25 protein-coding genes and 1 tRNA gene are annotated in these 21,776 nt (G+C 51.6%); 18 read left to right on the top strand and 8 right to left on the bottom strand.

The window, feature by feature from the left end:
- Positions 1-383: 383 nt before the first annotated feature.
- Positions 384-935, bottom strand: a complete 552-nt coding sequence (locus AC2FNE_RS07135) for a hypothetical protein (protein ID WP_496805042.1) — start codon at positions 933-935, stop codon at positions 384-386.
- Positions 936-1,148: 213 nt separating this feature from the next.
- A tRNA-Ser gene (locus AC2FNE_RS07130) sits at positions 1,149-1,238 on the bottom strand.
- 123 nt (positions 1,239-1,361) lie between these two features.
- On the opposite strand from AC2FNE_RS07130, the gene AC2FNE_RS07125 reads away from it, so the two are divergent.
- The 9 genes from AC2FNE_RS07125 to AC2FNE_RS07085 all read left to right on the top strand — a co-directional run bounded on the left by AC2FNE_RS07125 (position 1,362) and on the right by AC2FNE_RS07085 (position 8,836).
- Positions 1,362-2,204: a DUF2059 domain-containing protein gene (locus AC2FNE_RS07125; RefSeq protein ID WP_170606917.1), complete on the top strand. Its 843-nt coding sequence runs from the start codon at positions 1,362-1,364 to the stop codon at positions 2,202-2,204.
- Positions 2,204-3,013 (top strand): DUF2059 domain-containing protein, encoded by an 810-nt coding sequence (locus AC2FNE_RS07120; protein WP_170606919.1) that lies wholly within the window; start codon positions 2,204-2,206, stop codon positions 3,011-3,013. The genes AC2FNE_RS07125 and AC2FNE_RS07120 overlap by 1 nt, the downstream gene beginning before the upstream one ends.
- A gap of 211 nt (positions 3,014-3,224) precedes the next feature.
- Positions 3,225-3,839 (top strand): 50S ribosomal protein L21, encoded by a 615-nt coding sequence (locus AC2FNE_RS07115; RefSeq protein ID WP_170606921.1) that lies wholly within the window; start codon positions 3,225-3,227, stop codon positions 3,837-3,839.
- 11 nt (positions 3,840-3,850) lie between these two features.
- Positions 3,851-4,120 (top strand): 50S ribosomal protein L27, encoded by a 270-nt coding sequence (gene rpmA, locus AC2FNE_RS07110; RefSeq protein ID WP_170480523.1) that lies wholly within the window; start codon positions 3,851-3,853, stop codon positions 4,118-4,120.
- 96 nt (positions 4,121-4,216) lie between these two features.
- Positions 4,217-4,825: a LysE family translocator gene (locus tag AC2FNE_RS07105; RefSeq protein ID WP_496805041.1), complete on the top strand. Its 609-nt coding sequence runs from the start codon at positions 4,217-4,219 to the stop codon at positions 4,823-4,825.
- Positions 4,822-5,358, top strand: coding sequence for a GNAT family N-acetyltransferase (locus AC2FNE_RS07100; protein ID WP_496805040.1), 537 nt, complete (start codon positions 4,822-4,824; stop codon positions 5,356-5,358). Before AC2FNE_RS07105 ends, AC2FNE_RS07100 begins: the two co-directional genes overlap by 4 nt.
- A gap of 37 nt (positions 5,359-5,395) precedes the next feature.
- Entirely contained in the window at positions 5,396-6,430 is a 1,035-nt protein-coding gene (gene obgE / locus AC2FNE_RS07095; RefSeq protein ID WP_496805039.1) for a GTPase ObgE, read from the top strand.
- Positions 6,418-7,524 (top strand): glutamate 5-kinase, encoded by a 1,107-nt coding sequence (gene proB, locus AC2FNE_RS07090; RefSeq protein ID WP_496805038.1) that lies wholly within the window; start codon positions 6,418-6,420, stop codon positions 7,522-7,524. The genes obgE and proB overlap by 13 nt, the downstream gene beginning before the upstream one ends.
- Before the next feature lie 49 nt (positions 7,525-7,573).
- On the top strand, positions 7,574-8,836 hold the full coding sequence (locus AC2FNE_RS07085; RefSeq protein WP_170606931.1) for a glutamate-5-semialdehyde dehydrogenase: 1,263 nt from the start codon (positions 7,574-7,576) through the stop codon (positions 8,834-8,836).
- Here AC2FNE_RS07085 and AC2FNE_RS07080 read toward each other — a convergent pair.
- On the bottom strand, positions 8,833-9,429 hold the full coding sequence (locus tag AC2FNE_RS07080; protein WP_170480535.1) for a histidine phosphotransferase family protein: 597 nt from the start codon (positions 9,427-9,429) through the stop codon (positions 8,833-8,835). The genes AC2FNE_RS07085 and AC2FNE_RS07080 overlap by 4 nt on opposite strands.
- 45 nt (positions 9,430-9,474) lie before the next feature.
- Between AC2FNE_RS07080 and AC2FNE_RS07075 the strand changes: the two genes are divergently transcribed.
- The 5 genes from AC2FNE_RS07075 to tsf all read left to right on the top strand — a co-directional run bounded on the left by AC2FNE_RS07075 (position 9,475) and on the right by tsf (position 13,270).
- Positions 9,475-9,657, top strand: a complete 183-nt coding sequence (locus tag AC2FNE_RS07075) for a DUF3553 domain-containing protein (protein ID WP_170480537.1) — start codon at positions 9,475-9,477, stop codon at positions 9,655-9,657.
- Positions 9,658-9,760: 103 nt separating this feature from the next.
- Positions 9,761-10,516, top strand: a complete 756-nt coding sequence (olsB, locus tag AC2FNE_RS07070; protein ID WP_170606935.1) for an L-ornithine N(alpha)-acyltransferase — start codon at positions 9,761-9,763, stop codon at positions 10,514-10,516.
- A gap of 4 nt (positions 10,517-10,520) precedes the next feature.
- Positions 10,521-11,357, top strand: a complete 837-nt coding sequence (olsA, locus tag AC2FNE_RS07065) for a lyso-ornithine lipid O-acyltransferase (protein ID WP_170606937.1) — start codon at positions 10,521-10,523, stop codon at positions 11,355-11,357.
- 168 nt (positions 11,358-11,525) lie between these two features.
- Positions 11,526-12,317: a 30S ribosomal protein S2 gene (gene rpsB / locus AC2FNE_RS07060; RefSeq protein WP_170480543.1), complete on the top strand. Its 792-nt coding sequence runs from the start codon at positions 11,526-11,528 to the stop codon at positions 12,315-12,317.
- Positions 12,318-12,394: 77 nt separating this feature from the next.
- On the top strand, positions 12,395-13,270 hold the full coding sequence (gene tsf, locus AC2FNE_RS07055) for a translation elongation factor Ts (RefSeq protein WP_170480545.1): 876 nt from the start codon (positions 12,395-12,397) through the stop codon (positions 13,268-13,270).
- A 353-nt stretch (positions 13,271-13,623) separates the two neighbouring features.
- On the opposite strand, the gene AC2FNE_RS07050 is transcribed toward tsf, so the two are convergent.
- The 3 genes from AC2FNE_RS07050 to AC2FNE_RS07040 form a co-directional block, all read right to left on the bottom strand.
- Positions 13,624-14,379: an autoinducer binding domain-containing protein gene (locus AC2FNE_RS07050; protein WP_170480547.1), complete on the bottom strand. Its 756-nt coding sequence runs from the start codon at positions 14,377-14,379 to the stop codon at positions 13,624-13,626.
- Complete coding sequence (gene aroQ, locus AC2FNE_RS07045) at positions 14,376-14,825, bottom strand: type II 3-dehydroquinate dehydratase (RefSeq protein ID WP_170480549.1); 450 nt, start codon at positions 14,823-14,825, stop codon at positions 14,376-14,378. The genes AC2FNE_RS07050 and aroQ overlap by 4 nt, the downstream gene beginning before the upstream one ends.
- Positions 14,826-14,953: 128 nt before the next feature.
- Positions 14,954-15,955, bottom strand: a complete 1,002-nt coding sequence (locus AC2FNE_RS07040) for an NADPH:quinone oxidoreductase family protein (protein ID WP_170606941.1) — start codon at positions 15,953-15,955, stop codon at positions 14,954-14,956.
- A 126-nt stretch (positions 15,956-16,081) separates the two neighbouring features.
- Between AC2FNE_RS07040 and AC2FNE_RS07035 the strand changes: the two genes are divergently transcribed.
- Positions 16,082-16,900, top strand: coding sequence for an SDR family NAD(P)-dependent oxidoreductase (locus tag AC2FNE_RS07035; RefSeq protein ID WP_170606943.1), 819 nt, complete (start codon positions 16,082-16,084; stop codon positions 16,898-16,900).
- Between the two features lie 34 nt (positions 16,901-16,934).
- Entirely contained in the window at positions 16,935-17,966 is a 1,032-nt protein-coding gene (locus AC2FNE_RS07030; RefSeq protein WP_496805037.1) for a phosphotransferase family protein, read from the top strand.
- Positions 17,967-17,999: 33 nt separating this feature from the next.
- On the opposite strand, the gene AC2FNE_RS07025 is transcribed toward AC2FNE_RS07030, so the two are convergent.
- Positions 18,000-18,605: a 2-hydroxychromene-2-carboxylate isomerase gene (locus AC2FNE_RS07025; protein ID WP_496805036.1), complete on the bottom strand. Its 606-nt coding sequence runs from the start codon at positions 18,603-18,605 to the stop codon at positions 18,000-18,002.
- Positions 18,606-18,789: 184 nt separating this feature from the next.
- On the opposite strand from AC2FNE_RS07025, the gene AC2FNE_RS07020 reads away from it, so the two are divergent.
- Complete coding sequence (locus AC2FNE_RS07020) at positions 18,790-20,007, top strand: serine hydrolase domain-containing protein (protein ID WP_496805035.1); 1,218 nt, start codon at positions 18,790-18,792, stop codon at positions 20,005-20,007.
- A gap of 48 nt (positions 20,008-20,055) precedes the next feature.
- A complete protein-coding gene (locus AC2FNE_RS07015; RefSeq protein ID WP_496805034.1) occupies positions 20,056-20,925 on the top strand; it encodes an acyl-CoA thioesterase in 870 nt (289 codons plus the stop codon).
- A gap of 2 nt (positions 20,926-20,927) precedes the next feature.
- On the opposite strand, the gene AC2FNE_RS07010 is transcribed toward AC2FNE_RS07015, so the two are convergent.
- Positions 20,928-21,689 carry an SDR family oxidoreductase gene (locus AC2FNE_RS07010; protein WP_170606951.1) on the bottom strand — a complete coding sequence of 254 codons (762 nt, stop codon included), beginning with the start codon at positions 21,687-21,689 and terminating at the stop codon, positions 20,928-20,930.
- Positions 21,690-21,776: the final 87 nt, after the last annotated feature.

The following is a 21,776-nucleotide window of genomic DNA, read 5'->3' as shown; positions in this document are numbered from 1 at the left end:
TCCAAATCGCTCATGTCAGATCGCGCCAATTTCCCACTCCCGCCTGTTGTTTTGCGAAAGTGAATCACAAGCCTATGTGAATGAACAGAAATTTATGGGTGTGCTGCCTAGAACAATCTTTGTGAACCTGAACAATTTCATCCTTGCAGCTCCGCAACAAAAACTACCTGTTTAACAATCTGCTTGAAGTTTAAGGCCTTTTTGTTGTCTGTCCAAACGTCAAAAGGTTTTTTGCACTTGGATGTTCGCAACAACCAACAAAATTTGTCTCTTCCGTGTTCCGCGCGGTCAAGATGTGCGGCCACAGAAATGGCCGCATAAGTCGGTACTTAGCCGAGAATTTAAGGTGGTCCGAAACAGGCCTTCCTTATCTCATGCGAAATTTACTGAGTTAACAAAGTCCGCAGTTCTTGGATCTTTTCAGCCACTGTTTCGGGGGCAGCTTTTATTTCGTCGAGAATTGCTACAGCTTGCGCCTTGATCTCTTGTGAAAGGGTGCTGTCTTGGATTGCCTCGACCATAGCGTCATAGTCAAAATTCTGCGCCGTCAACTTCCCTTCTTCGACCCATGAGTTGAAAAGGTCCTGACCCTGATCGGTCAGTGAGGCGACCTGATCGCCGGCTTGCGTAACAGCTTCTTCTGCTTGTTCTGCCGCTGAATTCGCGGCATCGGTGGCCTGTTCCGTCACCGAAGAGGCGGCTTCACTGGCTTGATCTGCAACAGATGAGGCCGTTTCAGTTACCTGGTCAGCTACGGCATCGGCTGCCTCTCCAGCGGCTTCTTTGACTGCAGATGCCGCCTCACTTACGGCTTCGCCAGCCTCTTCGGCCGCAGACTGCAGTTTTTCGGCAGGGGTAGGTTCTGGTTGACTCAGGTAGAAGTAGGCGCCGAAACCGACAACGACGACCACTAGAACAAGTAATAGGCGGGACATTGGGATCTCCTTTGAGTTCTGCTTTTCGTCGAATTGAGAGAAAACTAGCCACTTGCAAAGGGGAAAACCGGAGTATTTCGGTCAAAGAACAAGATTGAGCCACACAGCGCTGATCGGGTACGTTTGGGACGGCGACTTCATGCCACTTCGAAAACGAACAGTTACAAAACGCTTGTCACTGCCGAAGGAGAAATTGAGTTTTTGAAAAAGTTGTGGCGGAGAGACAGGGATTCGAACCCTGGGTGGGCTTGCACCCACAACGGTTTTCGAGACCGCCCCGTTCGACCACTCCGGCACCTCTCCGCGGGGGTCTGTGAGGCGTCGATTTAGTGAGGATCATGCAGGGGTGCAAGCAGAAAATTCCCGATTTCCCGCTAGCCGGGATTTTCCATTGCTTGCGGGCGGAAAACGCCTAGGCTCACATTTATGACTTACTCAAAGCGCTATACCATTCTTCCGTACTTATTGTCCGTCGCAATTCTTTGCCTGACTGCAGCATGCGCATCGGCGGCCAGCCGTGACAGGATTGAGGCGTTTTTGACAACGACTGGATTTGACGTCGCATTAGAGAGCATCGCACTTGCGAGCGCATCGGCGCCACAAATGCTGGGGATCGATCCCGACGGCTTTGGCTCTGACTGGACACGCCTGACCGAAGAAGTGTTCGACACTGAGGAAATGCACGAAACAGCCGTTTCTATACTTGAACAGACGCTAAGCGAAGAAGCTTTGTCCCATGCGGTTGAATTTTATGCTTCCGATCTTGGTCAGCGTCTGGTCGAGGCCGAAAACGCCTCCCACATGGATGAAGATGAGGACGAAAAACAGGACCTAGGGCAGGAGATCGTTTCGGATTTGATCAAAGAAGGCTCGATGCGTGTTGAAAGCCTTAAGCGCATGAACCGAGCTGTCGACGCTAGTGGAACATCCTTGAGGGCATTGCAGGAAATTCAGGTCCGTTTCCTGCTTGCGGCCAGTGCTGCCGGCGTAATCGAACTTCAAATGAGTGGCGACGAGTTACGCCAGATGATGAAACAACAAGAACCCGAGATGCGGCGCGCACTTCAATTGTCTGCCTTGGCAGGGGCGGCTTACACGTACAGAGACTTTTCCGATGAAGATGTCGATGCATATGTTTTGGCCCTAGAACAGCCTTTGATGCAGGAGGTCTACGAGCTGTTGAACGCAATTCAATATGAAATCATGGCCATGCGATTTGAGGTTTTGGCTTCAAGAATGTCCGAACTGCGGCCTGCTCAGGATATTTGATGCGCCGCTTGTTTTACAATGTGTTGGCCATCGCTTTTTGGTCTTCCCCGCTTGCAGCCGATGAAAAGTTGGATCGGCTGATGCAGGCCATGCAGTTGCAAGAGGTAATAGAAATAATTGGAAAAGAAGGCCGTGAGCAGGGCGAAGTATTGATCGACACCGTGCTCGACGGCAACGGTGATTCATACTTTCAGGCAGAGGTCGAAGACATCTACGATCCGGTCTGGATGCACGATCAGATGATCAGAACGGTCGGAGAATATCTGAATGAAGGACAAATAGAACAGGCGACCGTTTTTTTCGAAAGTGAATTGGGGCAGACCATTATTTCACTCGAAAATTCGGCACGAATGGCCCTTATGGACGATGCCATAGACGATATGGCACGACAGGCCTATCGCCAATTCGACCGCGAAACTGAATTCTACTTACTAATCGACGAATACGTTCACGTTAATGACTTGATTGAGCAGAACGTGCAGGGATCGCTTAGCGCGGACTACAATTTCTTTCTCGGCATCTCGAATAGTCAAGGCTTTCCAATGGAAAACGACTTGCTGTTGAACCAGCTAATGGAACAAAAAGGCGAAGTGGCTGTCGAAACTGAGACCTGGGTGTATTCCTTTCTGCTTTTGGCCTACCAACCTCTGAGCAAAGCGCAAATGCGAGAAAATATTGCCTTTTCGCGAACCGAAACTGGGCAGGCGCTTAACGAAGCGCTGTTCAAGGGGTTCGACTTCATGATCGACGGAATTTATTATCGTTTGGGCGAAGCCGTAGCTCGCGCGATTGACTCATCTGAGCTTTGAACTCGAAATCGGTTGACATTTAATTGCAATGCTTAGATAAGCCTGCATCCCGGCCGGAATAACCGCGCCGGGTATCGTTATTATTTGACCCGAAAGGCGTGTCCTCAGGGTCATCCACACAGCCCGAAAAGGGCGCGCAGTTCGAGGTGGCAGCGGCCAAAACTCCCGTAAATCGGGGACCACAGAACGCGGTTTTGAAAAGGATTAACACATGTTTGCGGTCCTGAAGACCGGCGGCAAGCAGTACAAGGTTCAAGCGGGCGACATGCTCCGCGTTGAAAAACTTGCTGCAGACGCAGGTGAAACAATTCAATTCAACGACGTTCTGATGCTTGGGGGTGAGGCTCCCGTGGTCGGTGCGCCGTTCATTGATGGTGCGGCAGTTCAAGCCGAAGTGATCGAACAAGTTAAAGGTGACAAGGTCATCAAGTTCGTGAAACGCCGTCGTAAACACAGTTCGAAGCGGACGGTCGGACATCGTCAGAAACTGACGTTGGTCAAGATCACCGACATCTTGTCGTCGGGCGCGGACAAGTCGGGCGTTAAAGCTGCAACAGGTACAGCACCTGCAGGCGAGGCTGCTCTGGCAGCGAAAAAGCCTGAGAAGAAAGCGGAGGCCAAGGCTGAAGCTCCGGAAGCTGGCGCTGCTGACGATCTGACCAAGTTGAACGGCGTTGGCCCTGCTGCCGCCAAGAAATTGGCAGAAGCAGGCATCGAGAGCTTTGCTGCTTTGGCCGCCTTGTCGGACGAGCAGATTGCTGCTATCGAGGCCATCAAAGTGAAACCCGAATGGGTTGAACAGGCCAAAGAACTGGCCAAAGGCTAAGGAGAGAGAGAATGGCACATAAGAAAGCTGGCGGTTCCTCCCGTAACGGTCGCGACTCAGCGGGTCGTCGCCTTGGCGTAAAACTTTATGGTGGTCAGTCCGCCATCGCGGGCAACATCATTGTACGCCAACGCGGCACCAAGTTCTGGCCGGGCGAAGGCGTAGGCATGGGCAAGGACCACACAATCTTTGCAACCGTGGATGGCGCCGTGAAGTTCCATAAGGGACTAAAAAACCGCACATTTATTTCGGTTTTGCCAGTAGCGGAGGCCGCAGAGTAAGCCGAAACCCAGAAGGTTTAAGAAAAATTCATGGGGGACCGGCAGAAAGTGCCGGTCCCCTTTCTCGTTTTAACGCATTCCTGATTGAACACCCAGATGACAGTCGCAACCACCAGCTTTCTTATCTTTGCTGCCAGCCAGGTTGGTACGCCCGGGCCTGCCAATATGGTCCTGCTTGGAACCGGCGCGCGCTACGGCTTTCGCGCTGCGCTGCCATTTGTGGCCGGTGTCATCTTGGGCAAGCAGCTGATCATCTGGCCAGTAGGATTTGGCCTTATGCAAGTGGCAGATCAGGCTCCAATTGTTTTTACGATCCTGAAATATGCTTCTGCGGCATATATTTGTTGGCTGGCTTGGAAAATCGCGAACTTACGCCTGTCACGCTCTGATGCCGATGGAAACGTGCCGGGATTTTGGGCCGGATTGATCGTCCATCCGCTTAATCCAAAAGCCTGGGCTATGATAATTGCAGGATTCACGGGCTTCGTTGCCGCCGGTACTCCCAGCTTTAACGCGACGTTAACAATCGCTCTTTGTTTGTTGATTTGCCAAGTTGTTTTGCACCCGATCTGGACTTTTGCTGGCGATAGAATAGCCCATGCGGTTGAAGGACGACCGGTTGAAAAATATCTGATGTGGACGTTGGCCAGTCTTACTGTTGCGTCCGTACTTTTTGTGTTGTTCGGAGGAGGAACGAACTCATGAAACTTGAGACAATAATAAACCAGCCGGTCATCGAAACCGAGCGGTTCGATCTTCGCCCTTTGCGCAGATCGGATATGGGTCTCATTGAACACTACGCAGGTGATGAACGCGTGGCGCGTATGACCACGTCTATCCCTCATCCGCTTCCACCGGGCTCGATCGAGGCCTTTGTTAACCGTTCCATGGCTGAAGAACGGGACGAGGATGTTTGGGTGATGGATGCAACCAAGGATGGCGGTCCTGAGCTGATCGGTCTGATCTCGTTGGAAAAGCTGGATCGCAATCAGTCCGAAGTTGGTTATTGGGTCGCACCGATCTATTGGAACACAGGGATTGCGTCCTTGGCCGTCGAAGCACTGGTTCTCGCTAATCCGTTACAGAACTCAAACATGTTCGCCAGTGTTTTTCAGGATAACCCTGCCTCAGCCCAAGTATTGACGCATTGCGGGTTCCAGTATCTTGGCGATGCAGAAAGTTATTCGGTGGCACGCGACGCGAATGTGCCCACCTGGACTTACAGTAAAAAACTCTGACTTGTGGCCGATGGGGCCTTTGCAGTAGGGGACAGTCATGAAATTTCTCGATCTCGCAAAGGTCTACATCCGGTCAGGCGCCGGAGGCAATGGCTGCGTCAGTTTCCGACGCGAAAAGTACATTGAATATGGTGGGCCTGATGGCGGCGACGGCGGTACGGGTGGATCGGTTTGGGCCGAAGTCGTGGATGGGTTGAACACGCTCATCGATTTCCGCTATCAGCAACATTTTTTCGCAAAAAACGGTCAACCAGGACGTGGGCAGCAACGCACTGGTAAAGACGGTGACGACATAATCTTGCGTGTGCCGGTCGGCACCGAAATTCTTGATGAAGACGAAGAAACTGTCATTTGTGATTTAACTCAGATAGGTGAGAGATTTCTGCTGGCCAAAGGTGGGAACGGCGGCTTCGGAAACCTCCACTTCAAGTCCGCAACCAATCAAGCGCCTCGCCGCTCTAATCCCGGTCAGGCTGGGATCGAACGAACGATCTGGTTACGCTTGAAGCTGATCGCTGATGTTGGCTTGCTGGGCCTGCCGAATGCCGGCAAATCAACCTTTCTGGCAGCCACATCGAATGCCCGCCCAAAAATCGCTGACTATCCGTTTACGACACTTCACCCCAATTTGGGTGTTGTTGGCGTAGACAATGTCGAATTCGTCGTGGCCGACATTCCGGGCTTGATTGAAGGTGCTCACGAGGGGCGAGGAATTGGAGACCGTTTTTTAGGTCATGTCGAACGCTGCTCGGTATTGCTACATTTGGTTGATGGAACCTCTGAAACCATTGCCGAGGATTATGACACCATCATCCGAGAGTTGGAAGCTTATGGCGGCGCCTTAGCTGAAAAACCAAGGATCACGGTTTTGAACAAGGTCGATGCATTGAACAATGAGGAACAGAAAATTGCCGTTGCAGTATTGCAAGAGGCGGTCGGTGGTCCTGTAATGACCATGTCCGGAGTTGCTCTTTTGGGAGTCACCGACGTTTTGCGTGCTTTGCGCGCCCAAATCGACGAAAACAGGTTGCGCCAGAAACCCTCTGAGGAGGCACTGCCTTGGCAACCCTAAGCAAAGCCCGACGTCTGGTCGTCAAGATCGGATCAGCTCTGTTGGTGGACCGCAAAACTGGTTTGTTGCGAGGCGATTGGTTGCAGTCACTGGCACAAGATGTAGCCTGGATAAAGGGGCAGGGTGCAAACGTCATTCTAGTTTCATCTGGGTCAATCGCGTTGGGACGCGAGGTTCTTAATCTCCCGCTGGAAAATCTGCCATTGGAGCAGTCTCAGGCTGCGGCGGCCGTCGGTCAGATCCGGTTGGCCCGCGCATATGAAGAGGCGTTGAATCCCTACAGCATCACAACCGCACAGGTTTTGGTAACCTTGGAAGACAGCGAAGATCGCCGACGCTATTTGAATTCACGGGCTACGCTGGAAACTCTACTGGGGCTGGGCGTCGTTCCAATTGTCAACGAAAACGATACTGTAGCTACAGACGAAATCCGGTATGGCGACAATGACCGATTAGCGGCGCAAATAGCTGTGACAGTGGGCGCTGACCAGCTTGTTTTATTGTCAGACGTGGATGGATTTTATACCGGAAATCCAAACGAAAATGCGGCCGCGACGAGATTTGATGTGATTGACGAAATCACTCCCGATATCGAAGCCATGGCTGGCGACGCTGGTTCAGGATTGTCCAAGGGCGGTATGAAAACGAAACTTATGGCCGCAAAAATGGCGACAGCCGCAGGTTGCGCGATGGCTATTACTGAAGGATCGGTTCTTAACCCTCTGAAATCTTTGGAAAATGGGTCAAGCAGCACGTGGTTTACTGCTAAGCTGGATCCGCACGCTGCTCGTAAACGCTGGATTTCGGCGATGAAGCCCCGAGGTCAGATTGTGGTCGATGATGGTGCAGCAAAGGCACTTAAAAACGGGAAAAGTTTGTTACCTGCTGGGATCGTCGAAGTCTCTGGTAACTTCGGACGCGGCGATCCGGTGGCAATTCTTGACCCTTCCACACGACGGTTGGCACAGGGCCTGAGCCGGTACACTGCGCAAGAAGCTGATGCCATAAAAGGCCGTAAGTCTTCTGAGATTGAAGCAACGCTAGGGTATCCGGGCCGAGCTGCCTTAATTCACCGCGACGATCTGGCGCTCTGACGGCTGCACCTGCTAGAATAACACAAAGAAGACCTGAAAGGTTCATGAGATGAAGGACTTTAGCACCATTACCGCAATGATGGCCGATCTTGGAAAGCGCGCCAAAGCGGCTTCGCAGGAGCTTGCCTTTGCCTCTGCTGAACGTAAGCACGCTGCTTTGATCGCTGCGGCCGAGGCTGTCTGGACCAATCGCGCTAAAATCATCGAAGAAAACAAAAAAGATCTAGAATACGGACGAGACAAGGGTCTGAGTCCAGCTATGATGGATCGCCTGATGCTGGATGAAGCACGCGTTCAAAGCATGGTCGACGGGTTGCGAACTGTCGCAGATCAACCTGACCCTGTGGGTGAAGTTCTGACGGAATGGGATATGGCCTCAGGCCTCAACATTCAACGTGTCCGAACTCCGCTAGGTGTTATCGGTGTTATTTATGAGAGTCGCCCCAATGTAACTGCCGATGCGGGTGCCTTGTGTTTGAAATCGGGCAATGCAGTAATATTGCGCGGTGGATCTGAAAGCTTTAATTCTTCTAAGGCTATTCACGCATGCCTCGTCCAGGGGTTAAAGGCCGCGAACCTGCCGGAAGATGCGATTCAATTGATACCAACGCGGGATCGGACCGCTGTGCAGGAACTCCTGACCATGACCGATTACGTGGACGTCATTGTCCCGCGTGGCGGAAAAGGCCTGGTCGGCCTTGTACAACGCGAAGCAAGGGTGCCAGTGTTCGCGCATCTTGAAGGCATCGTTCACATCTATGTGGATAAATCGGCCGACCCCAAAAAGACATTGGATGTGGTCCTGAATGCCAAAACTCGCCGCACAGGAATTTGCGGTGCTGCCGAATGTCTGTTGGTACATCAGGACATTGCAGACACCCTAGGCCGAGATTTAATCGCTGCCCTTTTGGCTGCCGGTGTCGAGGTTCATGCCGAAGGCACATTGGTAATTGATGGATGCATCGCTGCTTCGGAAGACGATTGGGGCAAGGAGTTTCTAGACAGTATCATCGCCGCAAAAACGGTCGCTAACATCGACGCGGCCATCGATCATATTCGAGCCTTTGGTTCAAATCATACGGACTGTATTATGACCGAGGACGCCAAGGCGGCTGAGCGTTTCTTTGAACGCCTGGACAGCGCAATTCTCATGCACAATGCCTCGACCCAATTCGCAGATGGCGGAGAGTTTGGAATGGGCGCAGAGATCGGAATCGCAACTGGAAAGATGCACGCCCGAGGGCCGGTAGGTGCAGCTCAGCTTACGAGTTTTAAATATTTGGTGCGTGGGAACGGTACAACCCGCACCTAAAATCGAATTGCGACACGGGTCGAGCTTGTCTCGACCGTGACCTTGCTGCCGTGCGATGCGGCTGCTTTCAGCAGCATCGCAAACTGAACTTGCGATGGCATGATCTTATGGGGAAGGCGCCCAGTGCAAAGGTACTTCCACAGATCTGAGTCCAGATGCAATTTGTCGGCCATTCCCCATACGGTCCAGCCGTTATCTTGTTTTTCAACTGTGGCTTCTCCGCCCAAGGGCATTGCGCTTTCAATACACATAAGTGCAAGAAACACTAGTTTCGCCTGATTACGCGGTACAGCATTCGCCACCAACCAGTGAACCCGCAAACGCCCTGCGTTTTCGACATCCTTCAGCAAACTGCCGATTTCCGATTTGCCCAATGGCTGATCGCTAGCTGGCCCGAAAGCAACGCGAAAAAACCGAATCTTCGCCGCGGCATTACCGACGCTACCCGAGATCAGCTCCATCTCAGGACCCTGCACTGAACCGACCATATCCAACAATTCCAGACCGTTAGTGATCGCACCTACAGGGCTGATCAGATCATGACAGATCCGGGACCCGACCAATTCGGCCAGGTTGACGTCGATGTCACCCATGCGTAACTCCTGTTAGACCTGCCATTGCCGGACCGGAGACACCGCATGACAGATTTTAATGCTATTCTTGCACCGGGCATGTATGTCCGTCACCCCGATTTTCCCGATTGGGGCGTTGGACAGGTTCAGTCCAACATCGCGGGTAAGATCACCGTAAACTTTCGCGAGCAGGGGAAAGTGGTGATTGACGGGACACGCATAGCCCTGATGCCGGTCTTTGATCCGTGAAACTGGTTTAGAAAAGGTTAACAACTTTCACCAGACACCCGTATGTTGCTTTCGCTGAGAAAACTGAAGTATCAGCGTATAATTTGAACGACGGACAGACCAAATGCCCGATGCCGGCCCTTCATTCACTGTCAAACTCGCCGAAACCGATGCGGAGATCAAAGCGGCGCAACGCCTTCGCTATGATGTTTTTGTACGAGAACTCGGCGGTGGCGGAGAAATGGTTGATCACTCTGAAAGGTTGGAAAAGGATCGGTTTGACCCGTATTTTGATCATATGTTGGTTTACGATGACATGACAGGCGAAGTTGTCGGTGTTTATAGGCTGTTACCGGATGATCGTGCAGCAGACATAGGCCAATTCTATTCAGAGGATGAATACGATCTGACCGTGCTAAAACAAGGCGGCCGGAAACTTTTGGAACTTGGGCGATCCTGTCTGCACAAGGACTATCGGGGGGGAACAGCCATGTACCATTTGTGGAATGGATTGGCTAAATATGTGGCTGAACGAAAGATCGAGGTCCTTTTCGGCGTAGCCAGTTTCCACGGAACCAATGTTCAGGAATTGGCGCAACCTCTTTCCATGTTGCATCACAACCATCTGGCCCCTCCTGATTTGCGGGTCAGGGCGCAGGCCGGTGTGTTTCAAAACATGAATATCGTCGGGCCGGAATCGCTGGACCGACGAGCGTCTATGCTACAAGTGCCTTCGCTGATCAAAGCTTATTTACGTTTGGGCGGTTTCGTGGGCGAGGGCGCCTTTATCGACCACGCCTTCAACACGACAGACGTTTGTTTAGTTTTGGATACTGAACGAATGAACGAACGCCAGCGACGTATTTACGGTGGAGCCTGATCGGGTGAACGCACCTTTATGGAACAGTGACGATGCCCCGGAACCTGTTGAGCTTGGCCTACTGGAATGGGCTCTAGTTTTTTTGCGCGGCCTTCCCCTAGCGATTTTGGTGTTTGGCGGCTTGCTCATTTTGCTGGCCGTGCGTCTGATCGAACGCCCGTTTTTCGGGGTTCAGCGCCCAATCACGCCTCATATTTCCCAGTTTGTCTGTCGAAACGCAATCCGAGTTTTGGGAATCGGGTTCTCCAGCACTGGGCAATTGATGGCTGAACGCGGCGCAGTTGTCGCCAATCATTCATCATGGTTGGATATTTTTGCGTTAAACGCCCGCAAGCGGGTCTATTTTGTTTCCAAAGCCGAAGTGGCGAATTGGCCTGGTATAGGATGGCTTGCCCGCGCGACTGGCACAGTTTTTATCGAAAGAAACCCTAAGAAAGCCAGGGAACAAACTCAGATTTTTCGGGAGCGCCTTACAGCCGGACACAAACTACTGTTTTTCCCCGAAGGCACTTCCACAGATGGATTGCGCGTTTTACCCTTTAAAACAACACTTTTCGCGGCATTCTTCACTGAAGAACTACACGATTTCATGCATGTTCAACCCGTCTCGGTTGTTTTTCACGCGCCGGTTGGGCAACCCAAACGATTTTACGGCTGGTGGGGGGACATGGACTTTGCACCCCATTTGCTCAAGACGCTTGGCGCACGAAAGCAAGGTTCGATTGAACTGATTTACCATTCACCGGCAAAGGTCAGCGACTTTGCGGACCGCAAGGCGCTGGCTGCTCACTGTGAGCAAGCTGTGCGTCACGGGCATGCATTTGCAAAGCTCGAAAAATAAGGCTGATTGCCACTTGCGCAGCATTAAATCGTACCTTATACGCGCGCTATTCAAAACCGCAGGCGGGGTTTGGCCTTTTTGAGGGAGACATCCTCTCTAAGACCGCCGGTTGGAGCATCCGCTTCTTTCACCCCCGCCGAGGCGTAAACCGGAAAAGGAATAAATAGCATGGCTCTTCCCGAGTTCACTATGCGTCAGTTGCTTGAAGCTGGCGTACACTTTGGTCACCAGACACAGCGCTGGAATCCGCGCATGGGCCCATTCATCTACGGCTCGCGCAATGGTATCCACATCATGGACCTGACTCAGACCGTTCCAATGCTGGATCAGGCTCTACAAGCTATTCGGGATACCGTTGCAAAAGGTGGCCGTATTCTGTTCGTCGGCACCAAGCGCCAGGCAGCTCAGCCAATTGCTGACGCCGCCGAAAAGTCGGCTCAGTACTTTATGAACCATCGCTGGCTTGGCGGCACCTTGACCAACTGGAAAACTGTTTCTCAGTCGATCAACCGCTTGAACCAAATCGACGAAGCCATGGAAGCGGGGGCCGAAGGCCTAACCAAGAAAGAGCGTCTGGGCATGGAACGCGACCAACAGAAGCTGCAGGCTTCGCTAGGTGGTATCCGTGAGATGGGTGGCGTTCCGGATCTGTTGTTCGTCATCGACGTCAAGAAAGAAGCTCTGGCAATTGCTGAGGCCAACAAGCTTGGAATTCCGGTTGTGGCGGTTGTGGACACGAACTGTTCGCCTGACGGTGTGGACTACATCATTCCTGGAAACGACGACGCAGCCCGTGCGATCGCCCTATACTGCGATCTGGCGGCTCGTGCTGCGCTTGACGGTATGACAGCACAGTTGGGCGCCGCTGGTGTAGACTTGGGTGAGTTTGAAGAAGCTCCGGTTGAGGAAGCAGTCGCTGAAGAAGCTTCTGCGGAACCTGAAGCCTCGGCCGAAGCATAAGCTGCCCGTCACGTAACTGACATATGGGGCAGGGTATGACCTGCCCCAATTCCGTTTGAATTGAGGAGAGCCAAAAGATGGCAATCACAGCAGCAATGGTTAAAGAACTGCGCGACTCGACTGGCGCAGGCATGATGGACGCGAAAAAGGCGCTGACCGAAACCGGCGGCAACATGGACGAGGCCGTGGATTGGCTCCGCACCAAGGGTTTGGCTAAAGCGGCCAAAAAATCCGGTCGCACCGCCGCTGAAGGTCTTGTTGCGGTTCACGTCGACGGTGGCAATGGCGTTGCTGTCGAAGTGAATTCAGAAACCGACTTCGTTGCAAAAAACGGCGAATTCCAAGAAATGGTTGGAAAGATCACTTACGCGGCAGAGGGCGTTAACAACGTCGAAGAGTTGCTGGCCGCTGACCTGGGCGGGAAATCGGTTGCGGACACACTGACTGACAAGATCGCCACCATTGGCGAAAACATGTCAGTCCGCCGCATGTCAAAGCTGTCTGGCGAAACGGTCGTATCTTATGTCCACAACGCTGCAACAAACGGCATGGGTAAAATCGGTGTTTTGGTCGCGCTTACAGGTGGAGACGAAGCAATCGGTAAACAGGTTGCAATGCACATTGCCGCTGTGAACCCGGCCGCTTTGTCTGAAGCAGACATGGACCCAGCTGTTGTCGAAAAAGAAAAGCAGGTTCAGATGGACATCGCCCGTGAGTCCGGAAAGCCGGAGCAGGTCATCGAAAAGATGATCGAGGGACGCATGAAGAAGTTCGTGGCCGAATCGACTCTGTTGAACCAACAGTTTGTCGTTAACCCGGATCTGACCGTCGAAGCAGCTGCAAAAGAAGCAGGAGCGACCATCACCGGTTTCATTCGCATGGAAGTTGGCGAGGGAATCGTGGTGGAAAAAGAAGACTTCGCTGCTGAAGTCGCAAAAGCGGCACAAGGCTAAAATAGCTTCCGGTCCTACCAGAACCGCGATGCCAGATAGACCGGTCACTTTCTAAGTGGCCGGTTTTCTTTTGTCTTTCACAAAGGTTTCAATGCTTTAGAAATGGAAAAGGGGAGCCCCGCATGATGGGGATGGACAGGGCTCCCCGGGATTCCAACGAAACGACGCGGACGAATAGACGCCGTTCAATCAGAGCGATCAGAGAGCTTTGGTATAGCAAAGATCCGATCAAAACGTTCCCTGGCTAAAGCCACCACTCACGGAACATTATCAATCTGCAATTTTTCTATAAGATTCGGAAGTCATGATTTCCTTACCTAAGGTAAACTTGCGCGTTGGGCTTTAAAAACCCTTTAAACTTCCATTACAAACATCTGATTTTGAAGCGATGCCTTTAATACAGCCTGAGCCGTTGTCTCAACACTAAGTGCTTCGCGCGCTAGACGAAGGTGTTTTTCGACTGTGGCAGACGTCAGCCCCATCAAAACAGCGATATCTTGCGTCGTCTTGCCATCGCCGACCCACTGAAGGGCCTCCCTTTGGCGCTTTGTCAGCGCGCGGTTGGGTGCGTTGTAGGGAAGGGTCAGGATTTTCAAATGGGCGATGTTGTTCATCAACAGAATATCATCGCCATGATTACTCCAAATTTCATCGACTTCATCCTGCGTCTGGTTTCCATACGACGCCATGGAGATCGCGCCTTTTGACCGCATCGAAACCGAATTAAAGCTGATCGTGAATCCAGCCGTCACACCTTTGGATTTGTTGAATTCATAAACCTGACGCTCTTTTTCGGTCATCGCGCCGCTGGACGCCATCTCTTGAATCATGCGCCAGCTGGCTGCTCCCTCGTTCTTCAAGGCCCATTGCAACATGGGAGCATGAAAATAAAGGCCCGAGTGCACAAATCCTTCGAGGTAGTCGTTACTGTGGTTAGTAAGGATCACAAAATCCTCAGGATCACCCAGCGATGTTTCGGTTCGGTATAGTGTGTGCCCGTACAACAGGCGATCGAAACCATAGTTGGACATCTGCCGGCAATGAGCATCCCAAAGCTCTTCAAGCGTTTTTGTGTAGCTGAGAAAGTTGAGATACTCGGTTAAATTCATCCCACATTGTCCTTCGACAAATATGCCGCCAAAGCATCCAATGCCATAACATAGCTTTGCGCGCCAAAGCCGCAGACCTGTCCGATAGAAACTCGGGCGATATATGACGTGTGCCGAAAAGTCTCACGTGCGTGAATATTTGACATGTGTACTTCGACGACGGGAACCTCGGCTGAGGCGATCGCATCCATTAACGCGACCGAAGTGTGAGTATAAGCACCGGCGTTCAAAACAATTCCGTCCTGAACGCCACGCGCCGCATGAATTGCGTCGATCAACACTCCTTCGTGGTTGGACTGAAGATGCGACACACTTTGGCCAAGCGTTTCGCCATGCGAGACACAAAGGTCTTCAACCTCTTTCAGTGTAGTCCGGCCATAGAACTCTGGTTGTCTCATGCCTAGCATGTTCAGATTTGGGCCGTTCAGAACCAGTATCTTCGTCATTTACAAACCATCCCCATTTTTTTCGTGATAAACCCGAAACGTGGGGGCGTCCAGCAGGCAGTTCGCTATAAGGTCGGCACGATTTTTTTCATTCTGGATCAATATGCCACGCGTGACTGTGAACAAATTCACACGCTGTCCATCGTGACGACGACTTTTCCAAGAACAGAGCGGCTCTCAAGGGCTTCCAATGCATTACCGCCCTGGCTTAGCGGGAAGGTCGCGCTGATTTGAGGTTTGATTTTTCCAGCTTGATACAGATTGAATAACTCTTTCATGTTTTCAGCATGTCCTTTTGGATCCCGAAAAACAGAAGCGCCCCAAAACACTCCAACGATCTGGCAGCCTTTCAAGAGAGAAAGGTTTAGCGGAATACGGGGAATACCCGCTGGAAAGCCGACGACCAAAAATCGCCCGCTCCACGCCATCGCGCGCAAGGCCGGTTCAGAATAATCTCCTCCCACGGCATCGTAGACCACATCCACTCCGTCACCGCCGGCCAACGATTTGATTTCAGAAGAAAATGCTTTTTGGGCGTCTTTGTCCAAATCACGAGCGTAGACTAGCGTTTCATCCGCGCCCAGCTTACGACAGAACTCAGCCTTTTGGTTGGATGAGACTGCAGCGATCACACGCGCGCCTGAGGCTTTAGCAAGCTGAATTGCCGCAGACCCGACTCCGCCAGCGGCACCCAAGACCAAAAGGGTTTCGCCCGATTTCAATCCGGCGCGATCCTTGAGCGCATGATACGATGTGCCGTAAGTAAAAATAAAACAGGCAGCATCTTGGTACGACATATCAGGCGGGATCTTTACCGCCATGGAAGCGTTTAATGTTAGGTGGGTCGCAAACCCTCCGTGTCCCGTCAATGCAAGTATCCGGTCGCCGCGAGTATATCCCGTTACATCTTCGCCAAGCTCAATTATTTCCCCTGCAATTTCACCACCTGGAGCAAAAGGGCGGGGTGGTTTGATCTGATACAGATCACGGATCATCAAAGTATCGGGAAAGTTGACGCCCGTGGCGTGAACACGAATCAATAGCTCGCCTTTGGCTGGCTTCGGATCGGGCAGGGTGGTCAGCTCCAGCGTTTCAGGTCCGCCCTTTGTGACGCTCAGTAATGCCTTCATTAGTCCCTCTTGCCTCTTGCCTCGTTGGAAATGAAATCGTTGGATTACTGTTGAGCGTTGTCAAGTTAGATGCTTGCATTGTGCCGCAAGGACCTTCAACGCAAACGCTAAAGAAATGGAGTAACCATGACGCCCGAGACCCTGTTTTCACTCAATGGAAAAACAGCCCTTGTAACTGGCGGGGCGACCGGAATAGGTCGAATGGCGGCCGAGGCGTTAGTGCGTTCCGGAGCGCATGTTTTGATAGCTTCACGCAAAGGCGACGCCTGTGAGGCAGTCGCGGCTGAGTTAAATGCGCTCGACGCGCCGGGATCGGCAGAAGGATTTACCGGAGACATAAGCAGTGAGGAAGGCATCGCTGCGCTGGTGGATGAGATCAACAAGCGCACTCAAAAGCTTGAGATACTTATGAATAATGCCGGTGTTAGTTGGGGCGCACCTATGGGGCAGTTCCCATATTCCGCATGGGACAAAGTAATGTCAGTAAACGTAGCAGGGATATTTGAACTAACCCAACGGCTGCTTCCTTTACTTATGAGCTCTGCTACAGAAGAGGACCCCGCGCGTATTGTGAACGTTGGGTCCGTGATGGGTGAGGTGCCGATGGGTGACGGCGCGTACAGCTACTCAGCCTCCAAAGCAGCGGTGCTGCACCTTACAAAAATCATGGCCAAGGAATTAGCTCCTTACCGGATCACCGTTAACGCGCTTGCTCCAGGGCCGTTCGTTTCCCGAATGACCGCTTTTGCCACAGAAGATGAGGACAAGAGGGAAAAGGTCGGCCAATCTGTGCCATTGGGAAGGGTCGGGCACCCCGAAGATATCGGCGGCTGCGTGTTGTTTCTGTGCGGACGTGGCGGCGGCTATGTAACCGGAGCGGTCATTCCGGTTTCGGGCGGTATTAATGTTCAGACCGCAGACAACATCTTTGCTGCTGCCCTTTGATGGCAAGTGGATTTTTTCAAGTTAAGAGGCTAACATGAATCCTCAGGAAAATACACTTAATATCAGAGCAGTAGAAGGTTATCTTGAGAAAAACCTGAGTGGTTTCAAAGGGCCGCTTTCTGCAGAGAAGTTCGATGTCGGTCAGTCAAACCCAACATATTTGTTGCGAACCCCTGACCAGTCTTTTGTTCTGCGTCGCAAACCTGCTGGCGTACTTCTTAAATCCGCCCATGCAGTAGATCGTGAATTTCGCGTGCAATCTGCTTTGGCGGACAGCAAAGTTCCTGTGCCAGAGATGTACTTGCTGTGTGAGGATGACGCAGTCATAGGATCAGCCTTTTATGTGATGGAATACCGTGAAGGGCGCAGTTTCGTCGACCCAACCATGGATGGAGTAGACAAGGCCACCCGCACTGGCATTATGGATGAAATGAACCGTGTTTTAGCTGAGCTGCACATGGTCGACATCGACGCTGTGGGGCTATCCGACTTTGGGCCACCCGGAAATTACTTTGAACGACAGATTTCCCGATGGACACAACAATACCGTGCAACGCAGACCGAACAGATCGGGGATATGGATCTCTTGATCTCTCGGTTGGACCACGAACTGCCCCAAGATGATGGACAGCGTACATTGGTCCATGGCGACTACCGGATCGACAACTTGTTGTTTCAGCAGGACGGCACAGATTGTGTGGCAGTTTTGGACTGGGAGCTATCTACCATCGGCCATCCTTATGCAGATCTGGCGGCGGTGATTATGCAATGGCAATTGCCACCCGGAAAGGAAGGGCGCGGGTTGGCAGGTGTAGACCGCGAGGCGCTTGGCTTGCCATCAGACGCAGCGTTTGTTGCGGACTACTGTAAGCGTTGTGGGCGTAAGGAGATCGAACACTTTGGCTTCTATCTGGCATTTAATTTTTTTCGAATGGCAGGGATACTACAGGGAGTCTACAAAAGGTCGCTGGATGGCAACGCATCAGACCCTGTCCGGGCCCAGAAGTTTGGCGCATATGTGCCGATTTTTGCGAAACATGGCTTGGCGGCACTGGACAGCCAGTGAACGTGAAGCCGCATCATATTAGACGCGACCCAGTCATCTTGTTGCCATCAGCTCTAATTCAAGGTTTCCCAAACTATTCTTCCCAAAGAACATTTCGTTTCTTGAAAACAGAGTTGGCACTCCGAACACACCCCGGCGCACAGCGAACTTGCTTTGATCCTTCAGCGCTTGCTTGATTTCGGAATTGGTGACCGCCTCTCGAATCTTGCGGGCAGGCAAGTCTGCTTCTTGCACGACCTCTATCAAGACATTTATGTCGTCCAATTTTTGTCCGTGCACCCATATTGCATCAAAAACAGCGTCTATATACCTACTTTCCCAAGATTTTCCTTGAGCATACCAGGCCCCACGCATGGCAAATTTGGTGTTTATTGGAAAGTGTGGACTCATATGAAACGTCAACCCTCGTCGACGCGCAAAGCGATGTAGATCATGGGTCAGGTAAGCCGTTTTCTGACGGTTTTCCGAAAAGGCCTCAAACGGGTTTTGATTGTTTGTGGATTTGAACACCAAGCCCAGAAGGATCGGTGTAAATCGCAGTTCCACGGCATTACGTCGGGCCAATTCCGGCAATACTTTGTATGCGAGAAATGCGTTGGGGCTGCAAAAATCGTAAAGGAACTCAATCTTATTCGCCATGATCTGACTCCGTCTTTGCGGTAGGTGCTGGGGAATCGCTCCGATATTTAAACTGACTTGGAGCCACCATATCAGGTCAGCAATACGTTACCTGAATATATCCGGTCATTGTTTGAATTTGCTGTCACTATTTATCGTCACGCGGCAAGATTATCTCAAACGGCTAACGACGGGGGCACAAAGTATGGCGCTTGATGCATCAAGGCTAAATCAAATTCAAAACTGGATGCAACGCTATGTAGATGAACGGAAATATCCCGGATGTTCAATGTTGGTGCTGCAAGCTGGCAACGAGGCATTTTTTCATTCCTGCGGTAAACGAAATGTCGAGCAGGGTTTGGTGTTCGCCCGCGACAGCATAGTGCGCATCTATTCGATGACCAAACCTGTTACTACAGTTGCGCTGATGATGTTGATAGAACGCGGGCAACTTCATCTTGATGCGCCAGTATCGGAGTTTTTACCGCAGTTTCAAGCGATGCGAGCACTCGTTGCGGGCGCAAAAGACATAAATCAGACCGAGGCGGCGCCTACTCCAACTTTGCATCAATTACTGACTCATACCAGTGGGCTGAGTTATCCGTTCAACCCGGGTATCCTACCTGAGGCGATGAATGAGCAAGATCTGATGTTTTCACCGGATCAAGGATCTCTTGAGACACGAATCGAGGCTTTAGCCTGCTTACCGCTTGCGTTTCAACCTGGCAAACGCTGGGAGTACTCGGTCGGTATCGACGTTATTGGTCGCGTGATCGAAGTTGTTTCAGGGCAAACATTGGAACACTTTTTTGCCGAAAACATATTTGAACCATTGGGAATGAACGAGACTGGTTTCTCTGTGCCAAAAGGGGCAGGGGACAGGTTTGCATCACTCTACACGCCACTCGAAGGTGATGCGATGGCGTTGAACGCAGCCAGTTCTGGTTCAGAAACGCTTAGATTGGTCGACGAGCCCGGCTCATCGCCTTTTGAACGTGCAACTACATTTTCAGGAGGAGGCGGGCTTGTCAGCACTATCGACGATTTCGCGATATTCGCAGAAATGCTGCGTAACAAAGGCTCGGTCAACGGAATTCGTCTTCTAGCACCTACCATCATCGACTTCATGATGCGCAACCACTTGCCCGGAGATATCGCCTCTATGGGTCCACGTAGTTTCGCGGAACAACCCATGGACGGCACAGGGTTCGGTCTGGGTGGCGCCGTCGTTTTAGACCCGGCACGAATTCGAGTTCCCGGATCGGTTGGCGACTTTGGTTGGGGAGGAATGGCTTCGACCTATTTCTGGATCGATTGGTTTCACAACCTGACAACCATTTTCTTTACCCAATTGTCGCCGTCCAGTTCTTATCCATCGCGCGCTGAAATGAAAGCACTTGTCCATGCAGCTTTGATTGATTGATCATCCTCCAGGTGTTACCGACGGATCAACTAATTCGGAGAGTAACGAATGACCGAAGCCGAACGTACCCTGTTGAATTTGCTCGACATTGAGTCACTTGAGGTCGACCTATTTCGAGGAACAGGATCGGGTGGGGAAACGCCTACCCGGATATTCGGCGGCCAAGTCATAGCACAAGCGCTGGCAGCGGCCTACAGAACAGTAGATGATCGTACCTGCCATTCGTTGCACGCGTATTTCATACGACCCGGAGATCCATCTATTCCTGTTATTTATCAAGTTGATAGAGCGCGAGATGGAGGTTCTTTTACCACACGTCGCGTGATCGCTGTTCAGCATGGAAAGCAGATTCTCAACATGTCAGCTTCCTTTCACTGCCAAGACCAAGGTTGGGATCACCAACATCCTATGCCATCTGTTGGCCCACCAGAGTCACACCCTGCCAGGACTGAATTACGCCAGGCTTATCTGGACCGTGTTCCCGAAAAATTACACAAAGAACTTTTGCGTGATCGTCCGATCGAAGTCCGCGAGGTCGGGCCATTGGATATCTTGACACCCAAAGTAGCCGCCGATCATCATCACATCTGGTTTCGCATGGCGGCCGCTTCTGAAGTCGATCAGGTAACACAGCATCTGCTTTTGGCATACGCCTCGGACATGGCGTTATTGGGATCTGGATTGCGCCCGCACGGGCTGTCCATGTTCACAGGAGAGGTCGACATGGCGAGCCTCGATCATGCAATATGGTTTCACGCCCCCATCCAATTTGAAAACTGGCATCTTTATTCAATGGACGCGCCCTGGACAGGGCAGGGGCGCTGTTTCAACCGAGGGTCAATTCATTCACAAGACGGTGTTTTGGTTGCCTCGGTCGCGCAGGAAGGTCTGATGAGGAAAAAAAGAGTTAGACTTTAGATTTAGCGATTAAACTTCTGATTTATTTTAGACATTCCGTCTATCCAGCGATCGTAGTTCACGGCCTTAAACTGAAAATAATCCATTACTTGCTCATGAGGCAGCACAAGGAACCGCTCTTCAGTTATTGCCTCTACACAGGCACTTGCCACTTCTTGAGGTTCGAGTATTCCATCAATTGCGGCGACTGAATCTTCGTGACCTCGGATCATATCCGTCCGCACAGCCTGCGGACACAGCACTGAAACTCGAATACCTTGGTCTCTGTATGTTAGAGCGACCCATTCGGCAAAGCCGATCGCGGCGTGCTTTGTAACCGCATAAGGTGCTGCGCCCGGTTGATTTAAAAGCCCAGCAGCAGATGCCGTTATCAAAATATAACCAGACCCTCGCGCCGTCATTCGTGGGATCAGATGTCGCGCCGTCCAAACATGAGACATCACGTTGATCTTCCAAATACGGTCCCATTCATCATCGGGAACATCGACGCCACCCAGTGTTAAAACTCCTGCATTACCGCAGAACAGATCGATCGTGCCGACTTGATCCTCTGTGGCTTCAATCAAATCGCTAATAGAACTTTCGTTGGACACATCACAAAAAAAAGCGTGACCGCCAATTTCAGAAGCGAGTGAGTGTGCGCCAGGCTCATCGATGTCGGCACAGACGACTTTTGCGCCATCAGATGAAAAGCGCTGCGCCAAACTTTTGCCAATTCCAGAGGCGGCACCGGTTACCACAACAGTTTTACCGCTCAACTTCATGAAATCATTTTCTTTTCCATGTGATTCAACAGGTTAGTTTGAGCAGTGTACATGTTTAGGATACATCTTGTTTTAACATAATACTGA

The sequence above is a fragment of the Ruegeria sp. YKSD179 genome (genome assembly GCF_059612885.1).
This window is presented reverse-complemented; position numbering and strand designations above follow the sequence as displayed.

Excerpts from the sequence above, each read along its gene's own strand:
- AC2FNE_RS07135 (WP_496805042.1), bottom strand. The coding sequence starts at position 935 with ATGTCCCGCCTATTACTTGTTCTAGTGGTCGTCGTTGTCGGTTTCGGC.
- AC2FNE_RS07125 (WP_170606917.1), top strand. The coding sequence starts at position 1,362 with ATGACTTACTCAAAGCGCTATACCATTCTTCCGTACTTATTGTCCGTC.
- AC2FNE_RS07120 (WP_170606919.1), top strand. The coding sequence starts at position 2,204 with ATGCGCCGCTTGTTTTACAATGTGTTGGCCATCGCTTTTTGGTCTTCC.
- AC2FNE_RS07115 (WP_170606921.1), top strand. The coding sequence starts at position 3,225 with ATGTTTGCGGTCCTGAAGACCGGCGGCAAGCAGTACAAGGTTCAAGCG.
- rpmA (WP_170480523.1), top strand. The coding sequence starts at position 3,851 with ATGGCACATAAGAAAGCTGGCGGTTCCTCCCGTAACGGTCGCGACTCA.
- AC2FNE_RS07105 (WP_496805041.1), top strand. The coding sequence starts at position 4,217 with ATGACAGTCGCAACCACCAGCTTTCTTATCTTTGCTGCCAGCCAGGTT.
- AC2FNE_RS07100 (WP_496805040.1), top strand. The coding sequence starts at position 4,822 with ATGAAACTTGAGACAATAATAAACCAGCCGGTCATCGAAACCGAGCGG.
- obgE (WP_496805039.1), top strand. The coding sequence starts at position 5,396 with ATGAAATTTCTCGATCTCGCAAAGGTCTACATCCGGTCAGGCGCCGGA.
- AC2FNE_RS07085 (WP_170606931.1), top strand. The coding sequence starts at position 7,574 with ATGAAGGACTTTAGCACCATTACCGCAATGATGGCCGATCTTGGAAAG.
- AC2FNE_RS07080 (WP_170480535.1), bottom strand. The coding sequence starts at position 9,429 with ATGGGTGACATCGACGTCAACCTGGCCGAATTGGTCGGGTCCCGGATC.
- AC2FNE_RS07075 (WP_170480537.1), top strand. The coding sequence starts at position 9,475 with ATGACAGATTTTAATGCTATTCTTGCACCGGGCATGTATGTCCGTCAC.
- olsB (WP_170606935.1), top strand. The coding sequence starts at position 9,761 with ATGCCCGATGCCGGCCCTTCATTCACTGTCAAACTCGCCGAAACCGAT.
- rpsB (WP_170480543.1), top strand. The coding sequence starts at position 11,526 with ATGGCTCTTCCCGAGTTCACTATGCGTCAGTTGCTTGAAGCTGGCGTA.
- tsf (WP_170480545.1), top strand. The coding sequence starts at position 12,395 with ATGGCAATCACAGCAGCAATGGTTAAAGAACTGCGCGACTCGACTGGC.
- AC2FNE_RS07050 (WP_170480547.1), bottom strand. The coding sequence starts at position 14,379 with ATGAATTTAACCGAGTATCTCAACTTTCTCAGCTACACAAAAACGCTT.
- aroQ (WP_170480549.1), bottom strand. The coding sequence starts at position 14,825 with ATGACGAAGATACTGGTTCTGAACGGCCCAAATCTGAACATGCTAGGC.
- AC2FNE_RS07040 (WP_170606941.1), bottom strand. The coding sequence starts at position 15,955 with ATGAAGGCATTACTGAGCGTCACAAAGGGCGGACCTGAAACGCTGGAG.
- AC2FNE_RS07035 (WP_170606943.1), top strand. The coding sequence starts at position 16,082 with ATGACGCCCGAGACCCTGTTTTCACTCAATGGAAAAACAGCCCTTGTA.
- AC2FNE_RS07030 (WP_496805037.1), top strand. The coding sequence starts at position 16,935 with ATGAATCCTCAGGAAAATACACTTAATATCAGAGCAGTAGAAGGTTAT.
- AC2FNE_RS07025 (WP_496805036.1), bottom strand. The coding sequence starts at position 18,605 with ATGGCGAATAAGATTGAGTTCCTTTACGATTTTTGCAGCCCCAACGCA.
- AC2FNE_RS07020 (WP_496805035.1), top strand. The coding sequence starts at position 18,790 with ATGGCGCTTGATGCATCAAGGCTAAATCAAATTCAAAACTGGATGCAA.
- AC2FNE_RS07015 (WP_496805034.1), top strand. The coding sequence starts at position 20,056 with ATGACCGAAGCCGAACGTACCCTGTTGAATTTGCTCGACATTGAGTCA.
- AC2FNE_RS07010 (WP_170606951.1), bottom strand. The coding sequence starts at position 21,689 with ATGAAGTTGAGCGGTAAAACTGTTGTGGTAACCGGTGCCGCCTCTGGA.